Genomic DNA, 18426 nt, shown 5'->3' with positions numbered 1-18426 from the left:
CCACGCCCTGACGCGGGTTTCATCGGCCCTCATCAAAGGCCTCGGCCAGCAACGTCAAACGATCGGTCGCAAGGTTCTGCTCCATCTTTGCGAGCGCAAGGTCGACGCGCAGCAAAGCGCGCATGCGAACGGCCTCGGCGGTGTCAATCGCTTGTATACGCTCAGACTCGTCCGCAATGCGCTTGACGTCTGCGGCGAGCCTTTGCAATGCGCTGCGCTCGAGCTGTATCCGCTCCGCCACCGTTTGCAGCAGCACACTGACTTGTTTATTCAGTTCATCGTTCTGCTCGCGGCGCAACGCAATGAGAGAACGCGATGCCTCATCGAGCTGTCCGGCGTAAGCATGGGCGTTCAGGTTGTATGTGAAAGACATGGATGCATAGGGCTTTGTACCGGGAGCGCTCGCGGTCGTACCCCCAAGGACGGGCTTCTGCATCCCGACGATGAGCACCACGTCCCATGCTTGCAGCCGCTGCTTTCTGTTCAACACCTCCTGCAGGGTCGCGGTCACGGCTTCAACCTTGCCAAGGGTCGAGACTGGATCGAGGCGCCGTACAGGAGGGATAGAGGGATTCGCAGCATCCTGCTGTGCGAGCCGATACTGGGAATAGAGTTGCTGACGCTGCTGATCGAGCGAGAAAACGTCGGCCAGAGTTGCGTTACCGGCGCGCCGACGACGCTGCGTTTGTGCGATCTCGTCGTCCAGAATGGCAAGCACTTCACCGATCATGTGCGCCCGACGCCCGGCAATACGCTGGTCAATGGCCGCGAGTTGGTACTTCAACACGCGTTGCAGGTCTGTGGTGTACGCATACAGCTCGCACTCAAGATTACCCGCGTCAACTGCCGCAGCGCCTTGCAGATGCTTTGAGATGCTCTTCGACACGCCAACAACAGCTTGCTTCTCTGACGGGCTGACATCAGATTGCCCGAAGCGTCCAACGGCGTTGAAGCCCGCCGCCAATGTCCGCTCGGCTTCCGCCTGGGCGCGCACATATTGGCAGTACGCCGCTTTCTCCACGCCGGTATCCTCTTGTGCCAGCCCCGGCCGCGCAATCAGGGAAAAGAGCAGTAATGTCGCTGCGTACTTCATCGATTCGTCCTTGCACTTCGAATATTCCCCGGCGTCTCACCACTCACTTCCAGCCCCGCCCCGCCGCGCAGCAGTCAAAGTAGCAGCGGCTTAAATGAAAGAAAAACCACTGAGGACTCACTGGCCTCTCGTTCTTCGAAGTCGATTTCCGCGAACTTGCCGCGTATGTCGGTTTTGAACAGTGGATGGCGCGCGTACTCCTCCGCCTCGTACACTTCGACCACCTTTCCGACCTTGCGGCACAGCAGAACCTGCAGCATGCAGTCGAACACGGGCGCACCAACCTTGGCGGCACTCACGTTGTCATAGGGAACGAAAACGACCGGAACACTTGTGGTCAACGCTCGGTAGTAGGGCGATCGCTTGGCGGTCTGTAGCACCCGCTCGCCCTCTTTTACGGTCGCCTCGAGCTGATGAATTGCCTCCTTCGCTGTACCGGCATCTACTGATGCCTGGGCGATGGCGATCCTGATCTGCGCATCGCTAGTCAGCGATTGCAGTGCAGTCAGTGACGCGGCGCCACTCTGGGTCAGGGTATTGCTGGCCGCCGAGGCCTGGGAGGCTTGCGTCGCCAGAAGAACAGTCTGCACTTGCGAATCGGTCAAGGCATTCTGGGCGGTACGCATGTCCATGCGTCGCCGGGCCACTTCGTCCTTGGTAATGAGACCAGCCGAAAGCTCAGCGTCGAGCGACGCCAACATCGGACGCGCTTCGTCCACTGCCTGTCGAGTCTGGTCGATGTCCATGCGCTTCTGCCGTAGCACCCCTTGCAGAGAAGCGTTGACGCTCGCAAGTGCCTTCGCCTCGAAGCGCTGCGCCCGGGCGAATTGAGCGCTAAGAGACTGCAGTTGGGTAACCTGGTCCTCGATGGCCTGGTACTTACGGATCGCGGTATTCAGCTCTACGCGGTTCTTCAGCAACGACGCCTCTAACGCTGCAACGTCCGGCTGGAAAGCCAGCACCTTGGATTGCGTCGGCGACAAAACCAGTGGCGCTGCCCAGTTTCGATCTACGCCGTAGAAGAGCATCAGGAATAGATAGGACAGTATGCCGACCATCACGACGATCAAAACCGAGGTCATGACGATGCGATAGGTCGAGATGATTCCCTTCTGGAAAAGATTGAATTGCATGGCTTGAGGCGATGCTGGCCCACTGCAGGCACATCGCGAAATTTTGAGAACGAACGCGACCAATCAACTCAAGGCCGCCACAACACAGCCCGGTCCGGGCAAGCATCCCGATCCAACACCGCCTTGAGATCGCTCACCACAAAAGGCGACCCGGGCCTGGCGAGCGACTCCACCAGCGCCCAGCCGCCCTCGCGGTACTCCGTGTGCGGCACGGCCAGCACGATGGCGTCGGCGGCCTTGGCATCGGCCAGCCGCGTGAGGCGGAAGCCGTATTCGTGCGCCACTTCATTGCTGTCCGCCAACGGGTCGATCACCTGCGTGCGGATGCCCAGCGCGCCGAGCTTCTTCACGATGTCGGCCACCTTGGAGTTGCGGATGTCGGGCACGTCTTCCTTGAACGTGGTGCCGAGAATGGTGACGAGCGTGTGCGGCCCGAGCAGATGGCACTGCGTCATGCGGCGCATGAGCTGGTCCACCACGAACTGCGACATGCTGTCGTTCGTCTCGCGCGCGGCCAGGATCAGGCTAGCGTTGAACCCACACGACGCCGCCTTGTGCGTCAGGTAATACGGATCGACCGAGATGCAGTGCCCGCCCACCAGCCCCGGGCGGAAATCCAGGAAGTTCCACTTGCTGCGCGCGGCGGCCAGCACGTCGTGCGTGTCCACGCCGAGTGCAGCCAGCAGTTGCGACACCTCGTTCATCAGCGCGATGTTCACGTCGCGCTGCGTGTTCTCCAGCACCTTGGCAGCCTCCGCCACCTTGATGCTCTTGGCCGGATGCACCTGCGTGACGGCGCCGTACAGGCTGACCAGCGCCTGAAGGGTTTCGGGTGTGTCGCCGGCCACGATCTTGGTCATCGTGGTGAGCGTGTGCACGCGGTCGCCCGGGTTGATGCGCTCGGGCGAATAGCCGACGTGGAAATCCTTCAGATGCTTCAGGCCGCTGTGGCGCTCCAGCAGCGGGATGCAGATTTCTTCGGTCACGCCGGGGTAGACGGTGCTTTCATACACCACGACCGCGCCGCGCTTCATGTGCTTGCCCACCGAGATGGACGCCTGCATCACGGGGTTGAGGTCCGGCACGCGAGCCTGATCGACGGGCGTGGGCACCGTCACGACGATCACGTCGGCCTGGCCGAGCACCGTGGCGTCGGTGGTGAAGCGCGCGCCGGATTCAAGCAGCTCGTTGCCGGTCAGTTCGTTGGTGCGATCGCGCCCTTCGGTCAGCTCGGCGACGCGCGTGGCGTCAATGTCGAGGCCCGACACGGCGAAGTGTTTCGAGAACGCCACGGCCAGCGGCGCACCCACATAACCGAGCCCCACCACCGCAATCTTGACCGTGGCCGGCTCGACCGCCGGCGCTACCGGATCCGGCCAGCGCGGCGCTGGCTTGATGAACAGATTGTCTGCAAACGTCGACTCGCCACCCCGTGACATTGCCCGCTCCCCTCGTTGAATCCGATCGGCTACCCGTGGGCCGACCCGTTGTGATGGTTCACGCAGACGCAGTTCCGGCAGCGGCTGGCGACCTTTTTATGGGAGCGATTTCTGCAAAGTGCGTGCCATGCGCGATTGCAACATCACCTAAACCAGATGAAAACGTTGCCGCACAAGGCGATGCGGGCCACACAAAGTGCGGGCATCTTTGGCCAAAAAGGCCTTTTGCGGCACTTGAAAACGTTTCGCGTTACGTAACACCCGCACATGTCGATCATGCGTACGACGGAAAGAATCACGGAATCCGCATAATGCGCCGCACCATGCAGCTGCGCGCCGACACAACGGCGAGCGCCCAGCTGTAGCGCAAATGCGCTACACGGGTGGCCGGCCAGCGCCCGTACAATCGACGATCATGCAATCCGTACGTACCGGCTCCGAGCCGCATCCCATCCACGTCGCAATCGTCGAAGACGACGCCGGCTTTAGCGACGCGCTCAGCCGCGCGGTGCAGGCCGCGTCCGACATGCGGCTGGCCGGTATTGCCATGTCACGTGCAGATGGCCTTGCCCTGCTGCAAGGCCCGCCGGCGGATGTTTTGCTGGTGGACCTCGGCCTGCCGGATGGCTCCGGGATTGACGTGATCCGCGCGGCGGCGCAGTTGTGGCCAAGCTGCAGCATCATGGTCAGCACCAACTTTGGCGACGAGACGCACGTCATGCGCTCGATCGAGGCGGGCGCCGCAGGCTACCTGCTCAAGGACAGCTCGCCCGCCCGGATGGCGGAAGAAATTCGCAGCCTGGCAAGCGGCGGCAGCCCGATCAGCCCGATCATTGCGCGGCAGATTCTGGCGCGCTTCCAGCAAGGTTCAGCGGGCACCGCCATGCGTTCGGAACCGGAGCCGGCCGCTGCCGAGTCGTCGGCACCGCTGCTGTCGGCACGCGAGAAGGAAGTCCTGGACTACATCACCAAGGGCTTCACGACGCAGGAAATCGCCAAGCTGATGGAGCTGTCGCACTTCACGGTGCGCAGCTTCGTGCGGCGCATCTATAGCAAGCTGAAAGTGACGTCGAAAGCGGAAGCCATTTACGAAGCGAGGAATCTCGGGCTGCTGTCCGAATAGGCCGTATCGCAGGCGGGGCTGAGCGCACCGCGTGATGTTGCCCCCCCCCGTGAGCAGGGGTTCCCAAGCTGCGCCCGAACGCATCTCATATTGGCCCGTCCATCTCTTCGAGCGTTGCGACACGCGCGTTGCATGAGAACCCGTCCTGCGTCCCTCTTTGCCAAAGCGGTGTTCGTTTTCTCGCTGACGTTGCTGGTGATTGTCGGCGTGTTCTACGCAGATGCTGGCAGTGGTCCGTCATCGGCCGAGAGCCTGCACCTCACGCAGGCCGATTGGCAGACCACGGATGGATCGGGCTTTCAGGCGCCGCCGCCCACCGTCGACAGCGCATCGCTGCCGAACGCCTGGCAGCACGCCGCGCTGCCATATGCGCCGCCCATAGCGCTGCTGCGCCAGGCCGGCGCGAAGGCGCAGTCCGGGGTCGTCCATACGACCTGGATCAGGATCGCGGTACCCGCATCGGCTTGGCATTCGATGCCGCTGGCGCTGTACGGTGTACGCATCAAGGCCGACGGCACCATCGCCGTGTACGTCAACGGCCGGCTCGTGCATCGGGCGCAGGAACGAGGGCCGCTGTGGAACAGCACACGCACGCCGCTGTGGGTCGCGCTGGACGAGCCCCGCGACGACGTGCCGGTGCGCGAGATTCTGCTGCGGCTGGAGCACACGCAGCGCACGCAGGTGGCCGTGTCGTCGCTGTGGCTGGGCCCGATGGATGCGCTGAAGGGTCGCTACAACGTCCGCCAGTGGCTGCAGCAAGAGTTGCCGGCCGTGCTGAGCGCCGCGTTCCTCGCCATCGGCGTCTTCGCGTTGTTCGTCTGGTTTCGGCGCGGCCACGAAACCGCCTATCTGCTGTTCTTCAACCTGGCTGTCACCTCGTTCCTGCGCGGGCTGCATTTCTACGTGGCGCAGCCGATTGCCAACGACTGGTTTGCCTGGCTGACGGTCAATTCACTGCTGTGGCTCGTGCTGGTGGTGCACTTCTTCCTGCGCCAACTGCATGGGCGACCGCTCGTGTGGTTCACGCGCACGCTCGTCATGGTGACCGTCGCGATTGGCGTGCTGACGCTCCCGATGCTGGCCGTGCTGCCCAACACGCCCACGGTGACGCCGTTGATCTACCCGATTGCGGCCCTCATGGGCGCCGCCGTTGGCGTGGCCGGCGTGGCCAACGCGTGGCGCCGTTCCAACGAAGGGGTCATGGTGGCCATTGGCGTTGGCATCTGCACATTGCTCGGCGTGACCGACTGGCTGCTGCAGAACAATTTCAGCAGCCCGGAAGGCTGGTATTTCGGCGCGTACACCAACGCCATCACCTTCGGCATTTTCGGCACGCTGATGTATCGGCGCTACGTCAACGCCATTCGTGAAGTCGAACAGGCCAACGCCAACCTTGCCCAGCGCCTGAAAGCGCGCGAGGCCGAACTCGAAGTCAGCCACCAGAAGCTGCGCGAAGCCGAGCGGCAGCGCGCCATCAGCGCGGAACGCCAGCGCCTGATGCAGGACATGCACGACGGACTGGGCGCATCGCTCATCAGCGCGATCCGCTCGGTGGAGCGCGGAGCCCTGAGCGAGGTGGATATTTCGCACATCCTGAAGGGCTGCCTGGACGATCTGAAACTGACCATCGATTCGATGGAGCCGGTCGAGGCCGACTTGCTGCTGTTGCTCGCCACGCTGCGCTTTCGGCTCGAGCCGCGGCTGGACGGCACCGGCATCGCGCTGCTGTGGGAGGTCAAAAAGCTGCCGACGCTGCCGTGGCTCGACCCGTCCAGCGCGCTGCATATCCTGCGCATCGTGCAGGAGTGCATTGCCAACATCCTGCACCACACGCGCGCCAGCGAAATCCGCGTCGGTACCGCTGCCGATCCGGATGGCGTGCGCGTCATCATCGAAGACAACGGCCAGGGGTTCGACGTGGACCGTGCCCTGCGCGACGGCAAAGGGCATGGCCTGCGCAATCAGCAGCGCCGCGCGCAGGCGTTGGATGGTTCGGTCGAGTGGGCGTCAGGACCTGATGGGACGCGTTTTACGCTGTGGCTGCCGCTGGCGCGCAGCGCCTGACGTACCGGCACCCTGGCTGTCTGGCGCGCACTGCTGTTCCCGCTATGCAGTGCGCGCCGCAGCTCTCCCCCGTTTTGACTGATGCTGTGCTCTTTTTTTTCTTGAAGCCGTCGCAGCATAGCGACGTGCGCTGGATTCGTCTGTGGAACAAATGCGTTACATGGCCCCGCATCAAGCCGCAACGGCTTCCTGCATCCCCAGCAGGGCCAGCGCCTGTGCAACACACTCTTCAACGGATTGCACGCCGGTATCCACCATCAACTGTGGATGTAACGGCGGCTCGTAGGGTTCTCCAACGCCCGTCAGGTTGGCGATCGTTCCGGCTCGGGCCATGCGATACAAACCCTTCGGGTCGCGCGATTCACACACTGCCAGCGGTGTCGCCACGTGCACCTCGAAGAAGCGTGACGCGCCCACAATCTGTCGCGCGCGCTCCCGGTCTCCACGGTATGGAGAGATGAGCGCGGCAACGGCCCACGTCCCGGTGTTGTTCATCTGCGCGCACCACTGCGCCACGCGGCGCGCGTGTTCGCTGCGATCCGCGCGCGAGAAACCAAGGTCGGCGCAGAGCTGCTGACGCAAGGCTCCGCCATCGAGTACGCGACACGGCAGGCCGCGCGAGGTCATCGTCTCGGCCACGGCCAGCGCCAAGGTGGTTTTGCCGGCGGCGCTCAGCCCGGTCAGCCAGAGTGTGGAAGGAGTGGGTTGCATGTCATGTAGTCCGCCGCAGATGCGCCATCGCGCTGCCACGGCGGGTTCAACTGGCCTGGTGCAACCAAGTATACGAACGCTATACGGCGCCGCTCTGTAGAACAAATGTGCTACAGCGCGCAGCCGGACGGTGCATTTACAATTCCGACACCTTGCCGCTGACGGCGCTGGTTCCGAGTCGCTCCCCGGCCTATCGGACGCGTCAGACGCGACTGAGGCACATTCGGCAGATTGGATTCAAGCAAAAGGCCCGCGGTATTCCTGCGGGCCTTTTGCTTTTTTGACACGCCGGGCGGACGACTCACCAGCCGTGGAACCGCGCCCACGTCTGCACCGCACCCCGCGGCGATACCGCCTGGTATTCAGGGAACTGCGCGCCCGTGGCGCACGCATGGTTCGGCAGCACACGCAGCTTCGTGCCGACCGGGAAACGCGCCACGAGGTCGTCACGCACCGAGCCATTGCTGGCCGCCAGAATGCCGTGCTCCTGGTTCGCGCCGATCAACGTAAGCCCGTCGAGCGGCGTGCCGTCGAGCGCGCAGGGCTGCCCATAGCCAAAGTCGTGCGACTGCTTGGCGGTGCCACGGTCGCGGCTCATCGCCATCCATCCTGCGTCGACAATCACCCAGCCTTTGTCGGGCTGATGCCCGATCACGGTGGTCAGCACGCTCAGCGCAATCTCGTCCATCGCGCACACCCCCACGTTGTGCATGACCAGATCGAAGAACACATAGACGCCCGCGCGCACCTCCGTCACGCCTTCGAGGTGTTCGGTGGCCAATGCCGTGGGGGTGGAACCCACGCTCACCGCTGCGCAGGGCACGCCGGCTTCGCGCAGGCGCTGCGCCGCGCGCACGCAACCGGCACGCTCCTGCTCGGCCAGGGCCGCCAGCGCGGCACGGTCGTTCAAGTCGTAGCTGGAGCCGGCATGCGTCATCACGCCGCCCACGTCAATACCACCGTCTTTCAGGATGCGGCCGACTTCCAGCAATGCATCCTGCTCGGGCGTGATGCCGGAGCGGTGCCCATCGGTATCGACTTCGATCCAGACTTCGCAGCGCTCGCCGTGCGTGCGGGCGTAATCGACCACAGCGTGGGCCGCCTCTGCGTTGTCGACCACGAGCTTGAGATCGCAGCCTCGCTTGCGCAGCGCCATCGCGCGCGGCAACTTGGAGGCCACAATGCCGACCGCGTAGAGGATGTCCTTGATGCCGGCGGCAAAGAAGGCCTCGGCCTCCTTCAGCGTGGAGACGGTAATGCCCTGCGCGCCGGCCGCTACCTGTGCGCGTACCACGTCGAGGCACTTGGTCGTCTTCACATGCGGGCGGAATTTCACGCCCAGCGCGTTCATGCGGTGCTGCATGCGGGCGATGTTGTGCTGCATGCGCGGCAGGTCGATCAACGCTGCGGGCGTGTCGATGGTGTCAATCACATGTGTGTCGGTGGTCATGGTTGCATCCTCATGCGGCAAAACGGCGGGCCCAGGGCAGCAGGTCGTCCAGCGTGGGCGACGTGATTTCCGGCAGCTGAGCGCCCTGCACCGGCGTCAGCCCGATGCGGTTGTGCCAGTACGTGCGCAGGCCGACCACCGCCGTGCCGAACATGTCGTAGCTGGAGCCCGCAACAAATGCCGCGTTGGCTGCGTCCACGCCAAGCTGCTGGAGCGCCATGCGATACGGCTTCGGATCGGGCTTGTACACACCGGCCTGCTCGGCCGTGATGACGACATCCCACGTAACGGGCAGCAGCGCCGCGGCCTGCCGGCCCAGCCGCTCCGAGCAGTTGGTGACCACGGCCAGCTTGCAGTGCGGCTGGAGTTCAGCCAGCGCTTGCGCAGCGCCGCTCCACGGTGTGAGCTGTAGCCAATTGGCTTCCAGCGCTTCGGGCGCGGAAGCCGGCAAGCCGACGTTCTGCGCAGCCTGCCGCACCATCGCTTCATACGGGACGTACGCGCCGCAGCCGTACGTCAGCCGCAGATACTCGGCGCGCCATGTGCGGCCCGCCTGCTCGGAGCCGGCGGCGCGGTTCCACAGCGACCACGAATCGAGCAACGCGGTCAGCAGATCGAAGAGGATGGCCTTGGGATAGCCGGAGTCGGCAGGAACGGTCGAGGCGGTGGAAGCGTTCACGTGGTGACCTGCAAATCGGTGGACATCGATGCAACCGATTGTAGGCACCGCACGCCGGCTTTCGGTGAAGCCAGCTTGAATCAAAGATTCAGTGGCGCTACATCAAGCACGCCAAGGCGGCTGCGGCTTGAAACGGCTTTGCAGCGCCTGCATGAAGTGACGCGTACGTTGCGGCAACCCTGCGCGGTTGTGCGTGAGGGCGATCACGTTGGCGTCCGGCGCCTTCCAGCCGGGCAGCAACCGCACGAGGCGGCCTGCGCGCAGGTCGTCGGCGACGTCCCATTCCGAGCGCAGGATCACGCCGCGCCCTTCGCACGCCCATTGGCGGATGACATCGCCGTCGTTGCAGATGAGTTGCCTGGGCACGCGCACGCTGCGGCTCGTGCGGCCTTTGCTGAAGTGCCAGAGCGACACGTCTTCCTTGTTCTCGCGCAGCACGATGCAGGGCAGCGCGGCAAGGTCATCGGGCGTTTCCGGAAAGCCGAAGCGCTTCACAAAAGCGGGTGACGCGCAGACAAAGCGCGCGTTCGGCGCAATCGCATGGCCGACCAGGTTCGATACCTGCAGCGCGCCGATATGCACCACCACATCAAAGCGGTCCGCCGCTTCGACAAGGGGCGCATCGGAGAGCGCCAATTCGATGTCGACATCAGGATGCTGCTGCTGAAAATCCGCAATGACGGGCGCCACGTAGCGTCGCCCAAACCCCAGCGGGGCATTCACCTTGAGCGTACCGACCAGGCCGCCCCGGCGTGTGTGCAAATCTTCCGACAGCGCGTCGAGCTGACGGATCAGCTCTGCCCCACGCTCGCACAGCAGCGCGCCCTCTTGCGTAAAGCGCAGGCTGCGCGCGGTGCGATCGACCAGCCGTGTGCCCAGCTTTTTCTCCAGTTGCTGCAGGCGCTGCGACACGGCCGACGGCGTCAGATCCAACGCGCGCGCCGTCGCCACCAGGCTGCCGTTGTCCTGGATGGCGAGCAGGAAACGCAGGTCGGCGGAATCCGTCATGGGTTACTTACCGGCAAAGCGGTCCGTTGCGGCCAGCAGCTGGTCGAGAATGCCCGGTTCGGACCACGCATGGCCGGCCCCTTCGATCAGGTGGAAGTCCGAATCCGGCCACGCCTGATGCAGCGCATATGCATAGCGCGCGGGGCATGGCATGTCGTAGCGGCCATGCACGATCACGCCGGGAATGCCCGCCAGCCTATGCGCCTCGCGCAGCAGCTGGCCCTCTTCCAGCCAGCACTGGTGCGTAAAGTAGTGGTTCTCCAGCCGCGCGAAGGCCAGGGCGAAATGGTCGTCGGCGTGCTTCGCGCTGTTGGCGGGGTCGGGCAGCAGCGTGATGGTCTCGCCTTCCCACACGCTCCAGGCGCGGGCGGCTTCGATCTGCCTGGCGGTGTCGTTGCCGGTCAGCACCTTGCGATAGGCGGCAATCATGTCGCCGCGCTCGGCCTCGGGAATGGGCGCCTGGAAGCGTGCCCATTTCTCGGGAAACATCTCCGACACGCCGTACTGGTAATACCAGCGCAGCTCGGCTTGCGTGACGGTGTAGATACCACGCAGCACCAGTTCGCTCACATGCTGCGGATACTTCTGCGCGTAAGCGAGCGCCAACGTCGAGCCCCACGAGCCGCCGAAGACGAGCCAACGTTCCGCACCGGCAATTGCGCGCAGGCGTTCGATATCGGCCACAAGGTGCCACGTCGTGTTGGCCTCCAGACCCGCATGCGGCGTTGATCGCCCGCAGCCGCGCTGGTCGAACAGCATCACGTCGTAGCGTGCCGGATCGAACACGCGGCGGTGGTCCGCCGAAACACCACCGCCCGGCCCGCCGTGCAGGAACACCGCGGGCTTGGCGCCGGGCGTGCCGACGCGCTCGTAATAGATCGTGTGGCCATCGCCCACGTCCAGCATGCCGGTTTCATACGGTTCGATTGGGGGATACAGCGTGCGCAGTGCAGACATGGTCGGTCCTGTCGAAAGGTTGCCGGGAGAATGGGCTGATTCTACAGACGGGTTTCCGCTTGCACATATTTTTGAACGACGTATAAAATTGCACGTCGTTTAATAATAGCGAGCCCACCATGTCGTCCAGTCCGTCCCCCATCGAAGCCGGCCGCCGAGAACGCAAGCGCACCCAGACGCTGGACCACCTGGCGGCCACGGCGTTTTCCCTGTTCGAGCAGCACGGTTACGACGCCGTGACGATGGAGCAGATTGCCGCGCAGGCCGATGTGTCCAAAGGCACGCTGTACAACCACTTTCCAGTCAAGGAAGCCCTGCTGGCGCACCAGTTCCACGCCGAGCTTGCGGCGGGCGGCGCGCAATTGCGTACGCAGATCGAAGCCCAGCCGGACTTCGGCTCGCGCCTGGCGGTGCTGCTGTCCGCCTCGGCCGATTGGTGCAACGTGCGCCGGCCCTATCTAGCCGCGTATTTCCGCTACCGTTTTGCCAGCGCCGACCTGGCCGCCCGCAACCGTGACGCAGACAAGCGCAGCGGACTCGAAGCGGTGTTCATGGCACTCATTGACACAGCGCAGCGCTCAGGCGAACTCGACACGCGGCTCGATGCGGAGCACCTCGCGGCGCTCTTCGAGTACTTGTATCTCGGCGCGCTGATGCGCTGGCTTGCACGTCCGGACACCGACCTGCACGCAGGTTTCTCCGCCGTTATCGACCTGTTCCTGCACGGCATGGCCCACAAGGAGGCGTGATGAACCCGCTCGTGCTCGATTGGCCGGCTGCGGCGGCGGCCGGCGCCGCAGCGGCCGGCGGCAAGGGCTGGCAGCTTGGTCGCATGGCGATGCTCGGCGTGCCGGTGCCCGATGGTTTTGTGCTGGTGGCAGATGCCAGCCGCGGGCGCAGTCGCGGAAATGCCGTGCCCGACGCCGTGTTGGCTGCCATTACCGAAGCGCTGACGGCGCGCGGCTGGCAGAACACGCCGCTGGCTGTGCGTTCGTCCGCGCCGCAGGAGGATTCCGCGCAACGCTCGTTCGCGGGCATTCATGAGACACGCCTGAACGTCGTCGGTGCGCAGGCGCTGGCAGACGCGGTGCGCGCCGTGTGGGACTCCGCGCAGGCACCGCAGGCGCTGGCATACCGCGAACGCTTCGGCATCGACACCACCGACCTGGCGATGGCCGTGGTCATCATGCCGATGCTGCCGGCGGTGGCCGCAGGCATCGCGTTCACGGGCGACCCGCTCACAGGCCGCGATGACCACATCGTCATCAACGCGCACTGGGGACTGGGCGAAGCGCTGGTGGGCGGCCACGCCGACGGCGACGTCGACCGGCTGGAAGTGGCGCCGCAAGACGACACGCTGCGCGTGGTCGAACGCCGGATCGGTACCAAGCGCCGCATGACGCGCGCGCTGGCCGAAGGCGGCACGGCACTCGCCGACACCGCGACAGAAGACGCCCGCCGCGCCGTGCTGGACGACGCGCAGCTCATCGCCTTGGCCACGGTTGCACGCGACACGGCCCGCGCGCTCGACTTTGCACAGCCCCGCTATGACATCGAATGGGTGTGGGACGGGCAGCGCTTCTGGATCGTGCAGGCGCGCCCGATCACCACGGCCGCCCGCTCCACCTACCCCGCCCTGCAAACCCAACCGACGTTCTGGACGCGCGGCAACACGCGCGAGATGTTTCCCACACCGCTGTCGCCCATCGACTGGTCGCTGTACGGCCATGCGGCCAACCGGATGCTGACGCTGGCGTACTCGCTGGCGGGCTACGCGCTGCTGCCGGGCCTGGAGCGCGCCAGGCTCTTCGGCGGCCACGTGTATCTCGATGTTTCGTTGATGCAGTGGGAGGCGTTTGACGCGTTCGGCATTGCGCCCGATGCCATCAACCGCATGCTGGGCGGCACGCAGCCCGAGATTGCGCTGCCCCGCACCACATGGCCGCAGCGGCTGGCGCGCGGCGCACGGCTCGTGCGATATCTATTGAGAGCAGGCGCGGCGCGCCGCCATGCGCAGAGCGATCTGAACCGGGCCCGCAAGCAAGCCGCGCAATGGCGTGAAGACGCATGGCCAGAAACAACCGCCGAGCTGGCCACCTGCCTGCGCGAGCGCTTCAACATTGCCCGCCGCGCAGACAGCCTGTTCTTCCTGCAGGGCTCGGCGGGCGGCGCCGTTTCGGGGCTGGTCGACGTGATCGAAAAACAGTGCCCCGGCGAGGGCCATGCGCTGGCCGCCGCGCTCATGGCCGGCGCGGAACCCAGCGTCACTGCACAGCAGAGCTACGACCTGATGGCGCTGGCACAAACGGCCGCCGCCGACATCGAAGCGCTCGCCTGGCTTCGCGCCGGCAAACGTATCGGTGCGCAATGGGCGCAGCAACTGCCGCCGCACAGCCCCTTCCGCCAGCATTTCAGTGTGTTTCTGGAGCGCTACGGCCATCGCGCCATTGAAGAGAGCTACTTCCGCCACCCGCGCTGGCGCGAGCAGCCGGATTATTTGCTGGACCTCGTGGTCGGCCTGATCGGCAGCGATGCGCGCGCCGTGCGGCAACGGCAGCAGGCGGCGTCCGAGCGTGCGTGGGCGCGCCTGCCGTTCTGGTGGCGGCCGATCGTGCGGGGCATGCTCAGGAGTGCCGTGCGCGACAGCAACCAACGCGAAGCGGCACGCAGCGCGCTGGTGGCGTATCTGGAGGCGTTGCGCATCGGCCTGCTGAAACTGGCTGACCGGCTTGTCGGCGAGGAAGGACTCGATGCGCCGGAAGACATTTTCAACCTGACGCTGGACGAATGCGTGGCCGCGGGCACCGGCGCGTTGCCGCTGCGCTTTGTCGCCCAGCGTGCGCGTGAACGCCGCCAGCAGTTGAACGATTGGGCGGCGGTGCAAGCGTCAGACATCGTCACCGAACACGGCGACGCGCCCGTCGCTTCCACTGCGCCAATCGCTCTCTCCGGAGAGACCTGGACCGGCACCGCGGTGGGCGCGGGCTCGGCACAGGGGCTGGCACGGCTGGTCGACCACGCTGCCGCCGGCACGGCGCTGCAAGCGGGCGACATCCTGGTCGCTCCCAGCACCGACCCGGCTTGGACGCCGCTGTTCCTGAAGGCCGGCGCGCTCGTCATGGAAACCGGCGGCTACCTGTCGCACGGCGCCATCGTGGCGCGCGAGTTCGGGATTCCGGCGGTGGTGAACGTGCCCGGCATCCGGGCCCAATTGAACGACGGCGAGACGATCCGCGTGGATGGCAACGCCGGCACGGTCAGCAGAGTGGCGGGCTAGCCACATCGATGTGGCGATCGAGCGACACTGTCAAATGCAGTTTGCTGCGCTGCAATATCGCGACTAAAATCCGGGTATTCCCTACTAGGGTTATCCCTAAATCAGTCCGCAGAAGGAATCGCCATGAACACCGTCGCTCTCAAAGCCGCCCGCACCTCGCGTTTCGCCCGTTTCTGGCAAATTGTGCGCCGTGAAGCCCGCCGCGCCGTTGCGCTGCACGTGGAAAGCTGCGGCATGATGGCCGAGCTGTATCGCCGTTCGGGCCACTGAGCCGAATCAGCCTCATGAGCCCCATCGCACGGCGCTCATGAATATTGCGCCGCGCCATCCTCGGTGCGGCGCGGCACGCTCAGATCAGGTCTCGCTCCACTGCCGCATCAGGTTGTGATACACGCCGATCAGCGTGCGACGCGCGGTGGCATCCGCATCGGTCTGGTTGAGCGTCTGGATGGCGTTGTCCAGGTCGAACAGCATGGCGCGCTGCGCGTCGTCGCGAATCAGGCTCTGGATCCAGAAGAAGCTCGCCACGCGCACCCCGCGCGTGATGGGCGTCACCTGATGCAGGCTCGTTGCCGGATAGATCACCAGGTCACCGGCATTGAGCTTGACGCTGTGCATGCCATAGGTGTCTTCGATCTGCAGTTCGCCACCGTCATAGCTGGCGGGGTCTGACAGAAACAGCGTGGCCGAGATATCGGTACGCAGCTTTGTGCCGTTGTGCGGGTGGATGCGCACACTGCCATCGACGTGCGCGCCGAAAGTCATGCCCTCGCCGTAGCGGTTGAACATCGGCGGGTACACCACGTTGGGCAACGCCGCGCTGATGAAGCGCGGGTGCCGCTCCAGCACGCTCAGGATGAGCTGCTGGCACTGCAGGGCCACTTCCGCGCCCTCATCGATCTGCTGGTTGACCTTGACCGGCGCCCCCGAATATCCGGCCGACACGCGGCCATCCACCCAGGCGTCGCCCGCGTTGTCGAGCAGATCGCGCAGTGCAGCCACCTGCGCGGCGTTGAAGACGTTCGGAATGCAGACAAGCATGGCGCTCGAAGAAAACGGGGATGCGGCCGAGGGCCCATCCCCCAGCCATTACATCCGATACACCACCGACAGCATCGCCGCACGGCCGGTGCCCGGCACGGCGCGGCCGCCATCGGACGGAATCAGGGCATCGTAATACGTCTTGTTGAACACGTTGAACAGGTTCAGACGGACGTCGTATTTGGGCTGGTGGTAGGCCAGCATCGCATCCCAGCGCACGAAGCCGCCCACCTGCACCGTGTCGGTGTTGTTGGCGTAGCGCTGCGACATGTAGAACGCGCCTGCGCCCACTTCCCAGTTCGGCAGGAAGGCGTAGCTCGTCCACACCGTCGCGGCGTGCTTGGGTGTGTTGGCCGGCGTCATGCCCTGCGTGCCTGCGGCGATGCCGTTGACGATCTGCGCGTCCAGGTACGTATAGCCCGCGAAGATCTGCAGCTTGTCGGTGACGTGGCCCGTCGCACCCAGGCGCGCACCGCGCACGCGGATCTTGCCGGCCGAGGTGTACGTCGTGCTGTCGATCTGCGTGCGGGCGTTGTCCTTGGTGATCTGGAACAGCGCCGAGCTGACCGACAGGTCGCCGTTGAGCAGATCCCACTTGCCGCCGGCCTCATACGACTTGTTCTTCTCCGGGTCCAACCCCTGCTGGCCCGTGGTGCCCACGAGTTGTTCCAATGACGGGTTGAACGACGTGCCGTACGACACGTAGTACGACTGCCAGTCCGTCGGCTGCCAGATGCCGCCCAGGCGTGTGCTGATAAAGTTGACGGTCTGCTGCGCGTACGGCAGCGCGGTGATCTTGGCCGACGCCGGCGTGTTCGCCGAATTCAGCGAGTTCGAGATGCTCGCCACGTAGCGGTCATAGCGCAGGCCCGCGACGGCCTTCCATTGCTTGGTGAATTCGATCGAATCGTTCAAGTACGCCGCGACCGTGTTGGCCGAACCGCCCTGCAGGTTGCCCAGGCTCGACGGCGTGCTCGACGGCGACGCGGTGTAGCTCGGGCTGACCAGCGGCTCGCACGAGACAAAGCCGCTCGTCATGCTCGACTGCGCCAGCGGCGTACCGTTGCACGAACCGTTGCGATAGTCATTCTGGTTGTCGTAGCCGTCGTGGCCGAACTCGGTGCCGACCAGCAGCGTGTGCTTGACCGAACCCGTATCGAACTTGGCCGTCAGCTCGGTCTGGTTGAACAACGAGTAATCACGGATGCGGCGGTCATGGCTTTGCAGGCGCACCGACAGCGCCGAAAGCGGCAGATTGCTGTTGGTCAGCGCCGTGAACACGCCCGACGAATTGACCGTACCTACCGCGTTGGGCGCTGTCTCGCGCGCGTCGGTCTGCACGTAGTTGAACTGTGTCTGGTTGCGCAGTCGCAGGTTGGGCGAGAACTTGTGATCGATATTGGCCGAGAACGACGCCACATCTTGCGTGGTGCGGTCGTCGGTGTAGCCGTAGTACGTCTTGGGGCTGACGTTGACCGGGTGGCCGTTGAGGTTCGGCAGGCCGTAATCGGGCATGTCGCGGTTGTGCTGCAGCAGCGCGGACAGCGTCACCTCGGTCGGTGTGCCGATGCCGAAACGCCACGACGGGGCGATGCCGAAATCCTGCGCGGTCATCTCGTCGCGCGTGCTCGTCTTGCCGTTCTGCGCCATCGCGGCGATGCGGAAGGCCGAAGTGTCCGACGTCGGCGTGTTGACGTCGGCGGTGGCACGCACCAGGCCGTTGGTGGTGACCGAACCGGTGATTTCCGTCGCGGCCTTCAGCTTCGGCTTCTTCGTCACCTGGTTGATGACACCGCCCGTCGAACCGCGGCCGAACAGCATCGACGACGGACCCATCAACACTTCCACCGAATCGAGGGCAAACAGGTCGCGGTAGTACTGGCCGCGATCCCGGAAGCCGTCGAGGTAGATGTCGGTACGTGCAGAAAAACCGTTCAGGTTGATGTTGTTGCCGATCTGCCCGCCTTCGGCCGCACCGATGGTGATGCCCGGCACGTTGCGCAACGCATCGGCCAGCGAGCTGCCGCCTTGCGCGTCAGTCAGCGCCTTGGGCACGACCGTCACCGATTGCGGCACATCGCGCAGGTTCTCGGGCAGCTTGGAAATGGAGCTTTTGGCGGCGTTGTAGTCGTCGCGCGGGGCGGCGCCCTTGACAACGGCTTCCGGCAACGTGGCGGTGGCGGGTGCCTGCGCAAGCGTGGCCTGCTGGGCAAGGGCGACGGTGGGCGTGGCAAATAAAGCCAACAGGGCGCTGGCGACGGGCGTGCGGCGGTTCATTGCGTGGTTTCTCCGGCGGCGCTCTTCTATTGAGTGCCAGCCGAGACGGAACGCCCTCCTGCGTCCGTACCGCCGTGCACGAGAGCGCACTACGTATTGCGGACGCAAATATAAATGATAACGATTCGCAATATCAACAAATTGTCGCAGTATTGACTAAAAGTTCCCGAAAAC

Annotated in this window: 15 protein-coding genes; 5 read left to right on the top strand and 10 right to left on the bottom strand. The window is 64.7% G+C overall.

What is annotated here, in order from left to right:
• Positions 1–19: 19 nt before the first annotated feature.
• The 3 genes from R2676_RS04175 to R2676_RS04165 all read right to left on the bottom strand — a co-directional run bounded on the left by R2676_RS04175 (position 20) and on the right by R2676_RS04165 (position 3665).
• Entirely contained in the window at positions 20–1093 is a 1074-nt protein-coding gene (locus R2676_RS04175; protein ID WP_206273882.1) for a hypothetical protein, read from the bottom strand.
• 74 nt (positions 1094–1167) lie between these two features.
• Positions 1168–2226 (bottom strand): hypothetical protein, encoded by a 1059-nt coding sequence (locus R2676_RS04170; RefSeq protein ID WP_206273881.1) that lies wholly within the window; start codon positions 2224–2226, stop codon positions 1168–1170.
• A gap of 68 nt (positions 2227–2294) precedes the next feature.
• Positions 2295–3665, bottom strand: coding sequence for a nucleotide sugar dehydrogenase (locus R2676_RS04165; protein ID WP_206273880.1), 1371 nt, complete (start codon positions 3663–3665; stop codon positions 2295–2297).
• Positions 3666–4080: 415 nt separating this feature from the next.
• On the opposite strand from R2676_RS04165, the gene R2676_RS04160 reads away from it, so the two are divergent.
• Complete coding sequence (locus R2676_RS04160; protein WP_316856913.1) at positions 4081–4788, top strand: response regulator transcription factor; 708 nt, start codon at positions 4081–4083, stop codon at positions 4786–4788.
• Between the two features lie 132 nt (positions 4789–4920).
• Positions 4921–6852 (top strand): sensor histidine kinase, encoded by a 1932-nt coding sequence (locus tag R2676_RS04155; RefSeq protein ID WP_206273878.1) that lies wholly within the window; start codon positions 4921–4923, stop codon positions 6850–6852.
• Between the two features lie 171 nt (positions 6853–7023).
• On the opposite strand, the gene cysC is transcribed toward R2676_RS04155, so the two are convergent.
• From cysC to pip, 5 genes are all read right to left on the bottom strand, one after another.
• Positions 7024–7563 (bottom strand): adenylyl-sulfate kinase, encoded by a 540-nt coding sequence (gene cysC / locus R2676_RS04150; protein WP_206273877.1) that lies wholly within the window; start codon positions 7561–7563, stop codon positions 7024–7026.
• A gap of 301 nt (positions 7564–7864) precedes the next feature.
• Positions 7865–9013, bottom strand: coding sequence for a DSD1 family PLP-dependent enzyme (locus tag R2676_RS04145; protein WP_206273876.1), 1149 nt, complete (start codon positions 9011–9013; stop codon positions 7865–7867).
• Positions 9014–9023: 10 nt separating this feature from the next.
• Positions 9024–9692, bottom strand: a complete 669-nt coding sequence (locus tag R2676_RS04140; protein ID WP_206273875.1) for an HAD-IA family hydrolase — start codon at positions 9690–9692, stop codon at positions 9024–9026.
• 102 nt (positions 9693–9794) lie between these two features.
• The gene (locus tag R2676_RS04135) at positions 9795–10700 is read right to left on the bottom strand and encodes a LysR family transcriptional regulator (protein ID WP_206273874.1); all 906 of its coding nucleotides are present in this window, start codon (positions 10698–10700) and stop codon (positions 9795–9797) included.
• 3 nt (positions 10701–10703) lie between these two features.
• Positions 10704–11657, bottom strand: a complete 954-nt coding sequence (pip, locus tag R2676_RS04130) for a prolyl aminopeptidase (protein ID WP_147214892.1) — start codon at positions 11655–11657, stop codon at positions 10704–10706.
• Between the two features lie 119 nt (positions 11658–11776).
• Between pip and R2676_RS04125 the strand changes: the two genes are divergently transcribed.
• The 3 genes from R2676_RS04125 to R2676_RS04115 all read left to right on the top strand — a co-directional run bounded on the left by R2676_RS04125 (position 11777) and on the right by R2676_RS04115 (position 15204).
• On the top strand, positions 11777–12406 hold the full coding sequence (locus R2676_RS04125; protein ID WP_206273873.1) for a TetR/AcrR family transcriptional regulator: 630 nt from the start codon (positions 11777–11779) through the stop codon (positions 12404–12406).
• Positions 12406–14934, top strand: coding sequence for a PEP/pyruvate-binding domain-containing protein (locus R2676_RS04120; protein WP_206273872.1), 2529 nt, complete (start codon positions 12406–12408; stop codon positions 14932–14934). Before R2676_RS04125 ends, R2676_RS04120 begins: the two co-directional genes overlap by 1 nt.
• Positions 14935–15057: 123 nt before the next feature.
• Complete coding sequence (locus tag R2676_RS04115; RefSeq protein WP_180815217.1) at positions 15058–15204, top strand: hypothetical protein; 147 nt, start codon at positions 15058–15060, stop codon at positions 15202–15204.
• An 84-nt stretch (positions 15205–15288) separates the two neighbouring features.
• Here the strand turns inward: R2676_RS04115 and R2676_RS04110 are convergent, their stop codons facing one another.
• Together R2676_RS04110 and R2676_RS04105 are read right to left on the bottom strand one after the other, a co-directional pair.
• Complete coding sequence (locus tag R2676_RS04110; RefSeq protein ID WP_027679602.1) at positions 15289–15975, bottom strand: Fe2+-dependent dioxygenase; 687 nt, start codon at positions 15973–15975, stop codon at positions 15289–15291.
• Between the two features lie 48 nt (positions 15976–16023).
• Positions 16024–18252, bottom strand: a complete 2229-nt coding sequence (locus tag R2676_RS04105; protein WP_206273871.1) for a TonB-dependent receptor — start codon at positions 18250–18252, stop codon at positions 16024–16026.
• Between the last annotated feature and the right edge of the window lie 174 nt (positions 18253–18426).

It is taken from the genome of Ralstonia flatus (assembly GCF_958439105.1).
GTDB lineage: Bacteria > Pseudomonadota > Gammaproteobacteria > Burkholderiales > Burkholderiaceae > Ralstonia > Ralstonia flatus.
This window is presented reverse-complemented; position numbering and strand designations above follow the sequence as displayed.

Coding starts and splice junctions, on each gene's coding strand:
- R2676_RS04175 (WP_206273882.1), bottom strand. CDS start 1,093: ATGAAGTACGCAGCGACATTACTGCTCTTTTCCCTGATTGCGCGGCCG.
- R2676_RS04170 (WP_206273881.1), bottom strand. CDS start 2,226: ATGCAATTCAATCTTTTCCAGAAGGGAATCATCTCGACCTATCGCATC.
- R2676_RS04165 (WP_206273880.1), bottom strand. CDS start 3,665: ATGTCACGGGGTGGCGAGTCGACGTTTGCAGACAATCTGTTCATCAAG.
- R2676_RS04160 (WP_316856913.1), top strand. CDS start 4,081: ATGCAATCCGTACGTACCGGCTCCGAGCCGCATCCCATCCACGTCGCA.
- R2676_RS04155 (WP_206273878.1), top strand. CDS start 4,921: ATGAGAACCCGTCCTGCGTCCCTCTTTGCCAAAGCGGTGTTCGTTTTC.
- cysC (WP_206273877.1), bottom strand. CDS start 7,563: ATGCAACCCACTCCTTCCACACTCTGGCTGACCGGGCTGAGCGCCGCC.
- R2676_RS04145 (WP_206273876.1), bottom strand. CDS start 9,013: ATGACCACCGACACACATGTGATTGACACCATCGACACGCCCGCAGCG.
- R2676_RS04135 (WP_206273874.1), bottom strand. CDS start 10,700: ATGACGGATTCCGCCGACCTGCGTTTCCTGCTCGCCATCCAGGACAAC.
- pip (WP_147214892.1), bottom strand. CDS start 11,657: ATGTCTGCACTGCGCACGCTGTATCCCCCAATCGAACCGTATGAAACC.
- R2676_RS04125 (WP_206273873.1), top strand. CDS start 11,777: ATGTCGTCCAGTCCGTCCCCCATCGAAGCCGGCCGCCGAGAACGCAAG.
- R2676_RS04120 (WP_206273872.1), top strand. CDS start 12,406: ATGAACCCGCTCGTGCTCGATTGGCCGGCTGCGGCGGCGGCCGGCGCC.
- R2676_RS04115 (WP_180815217.1), top strand. CDS start 15,058: ATGAACACCGTCGCTCTCAAAGCCGCCCGCACCTCGCGTTTCGCCCGT.
- R2676_RS04110 (WP_027679602.1), bottom strand. CDS start 15,975: ATGCTTGTCTGCATTCCGAACGTCTTCAACGCCGCGCAGGTGGCTGCA.
- R2676_RS04105 (WP_206273871.1), bottom strand. CDS start 18,252: ATGAACCGCCGCACGCCCGTCGCCAGCGCCCTGTTGGCTTTATTTGCC.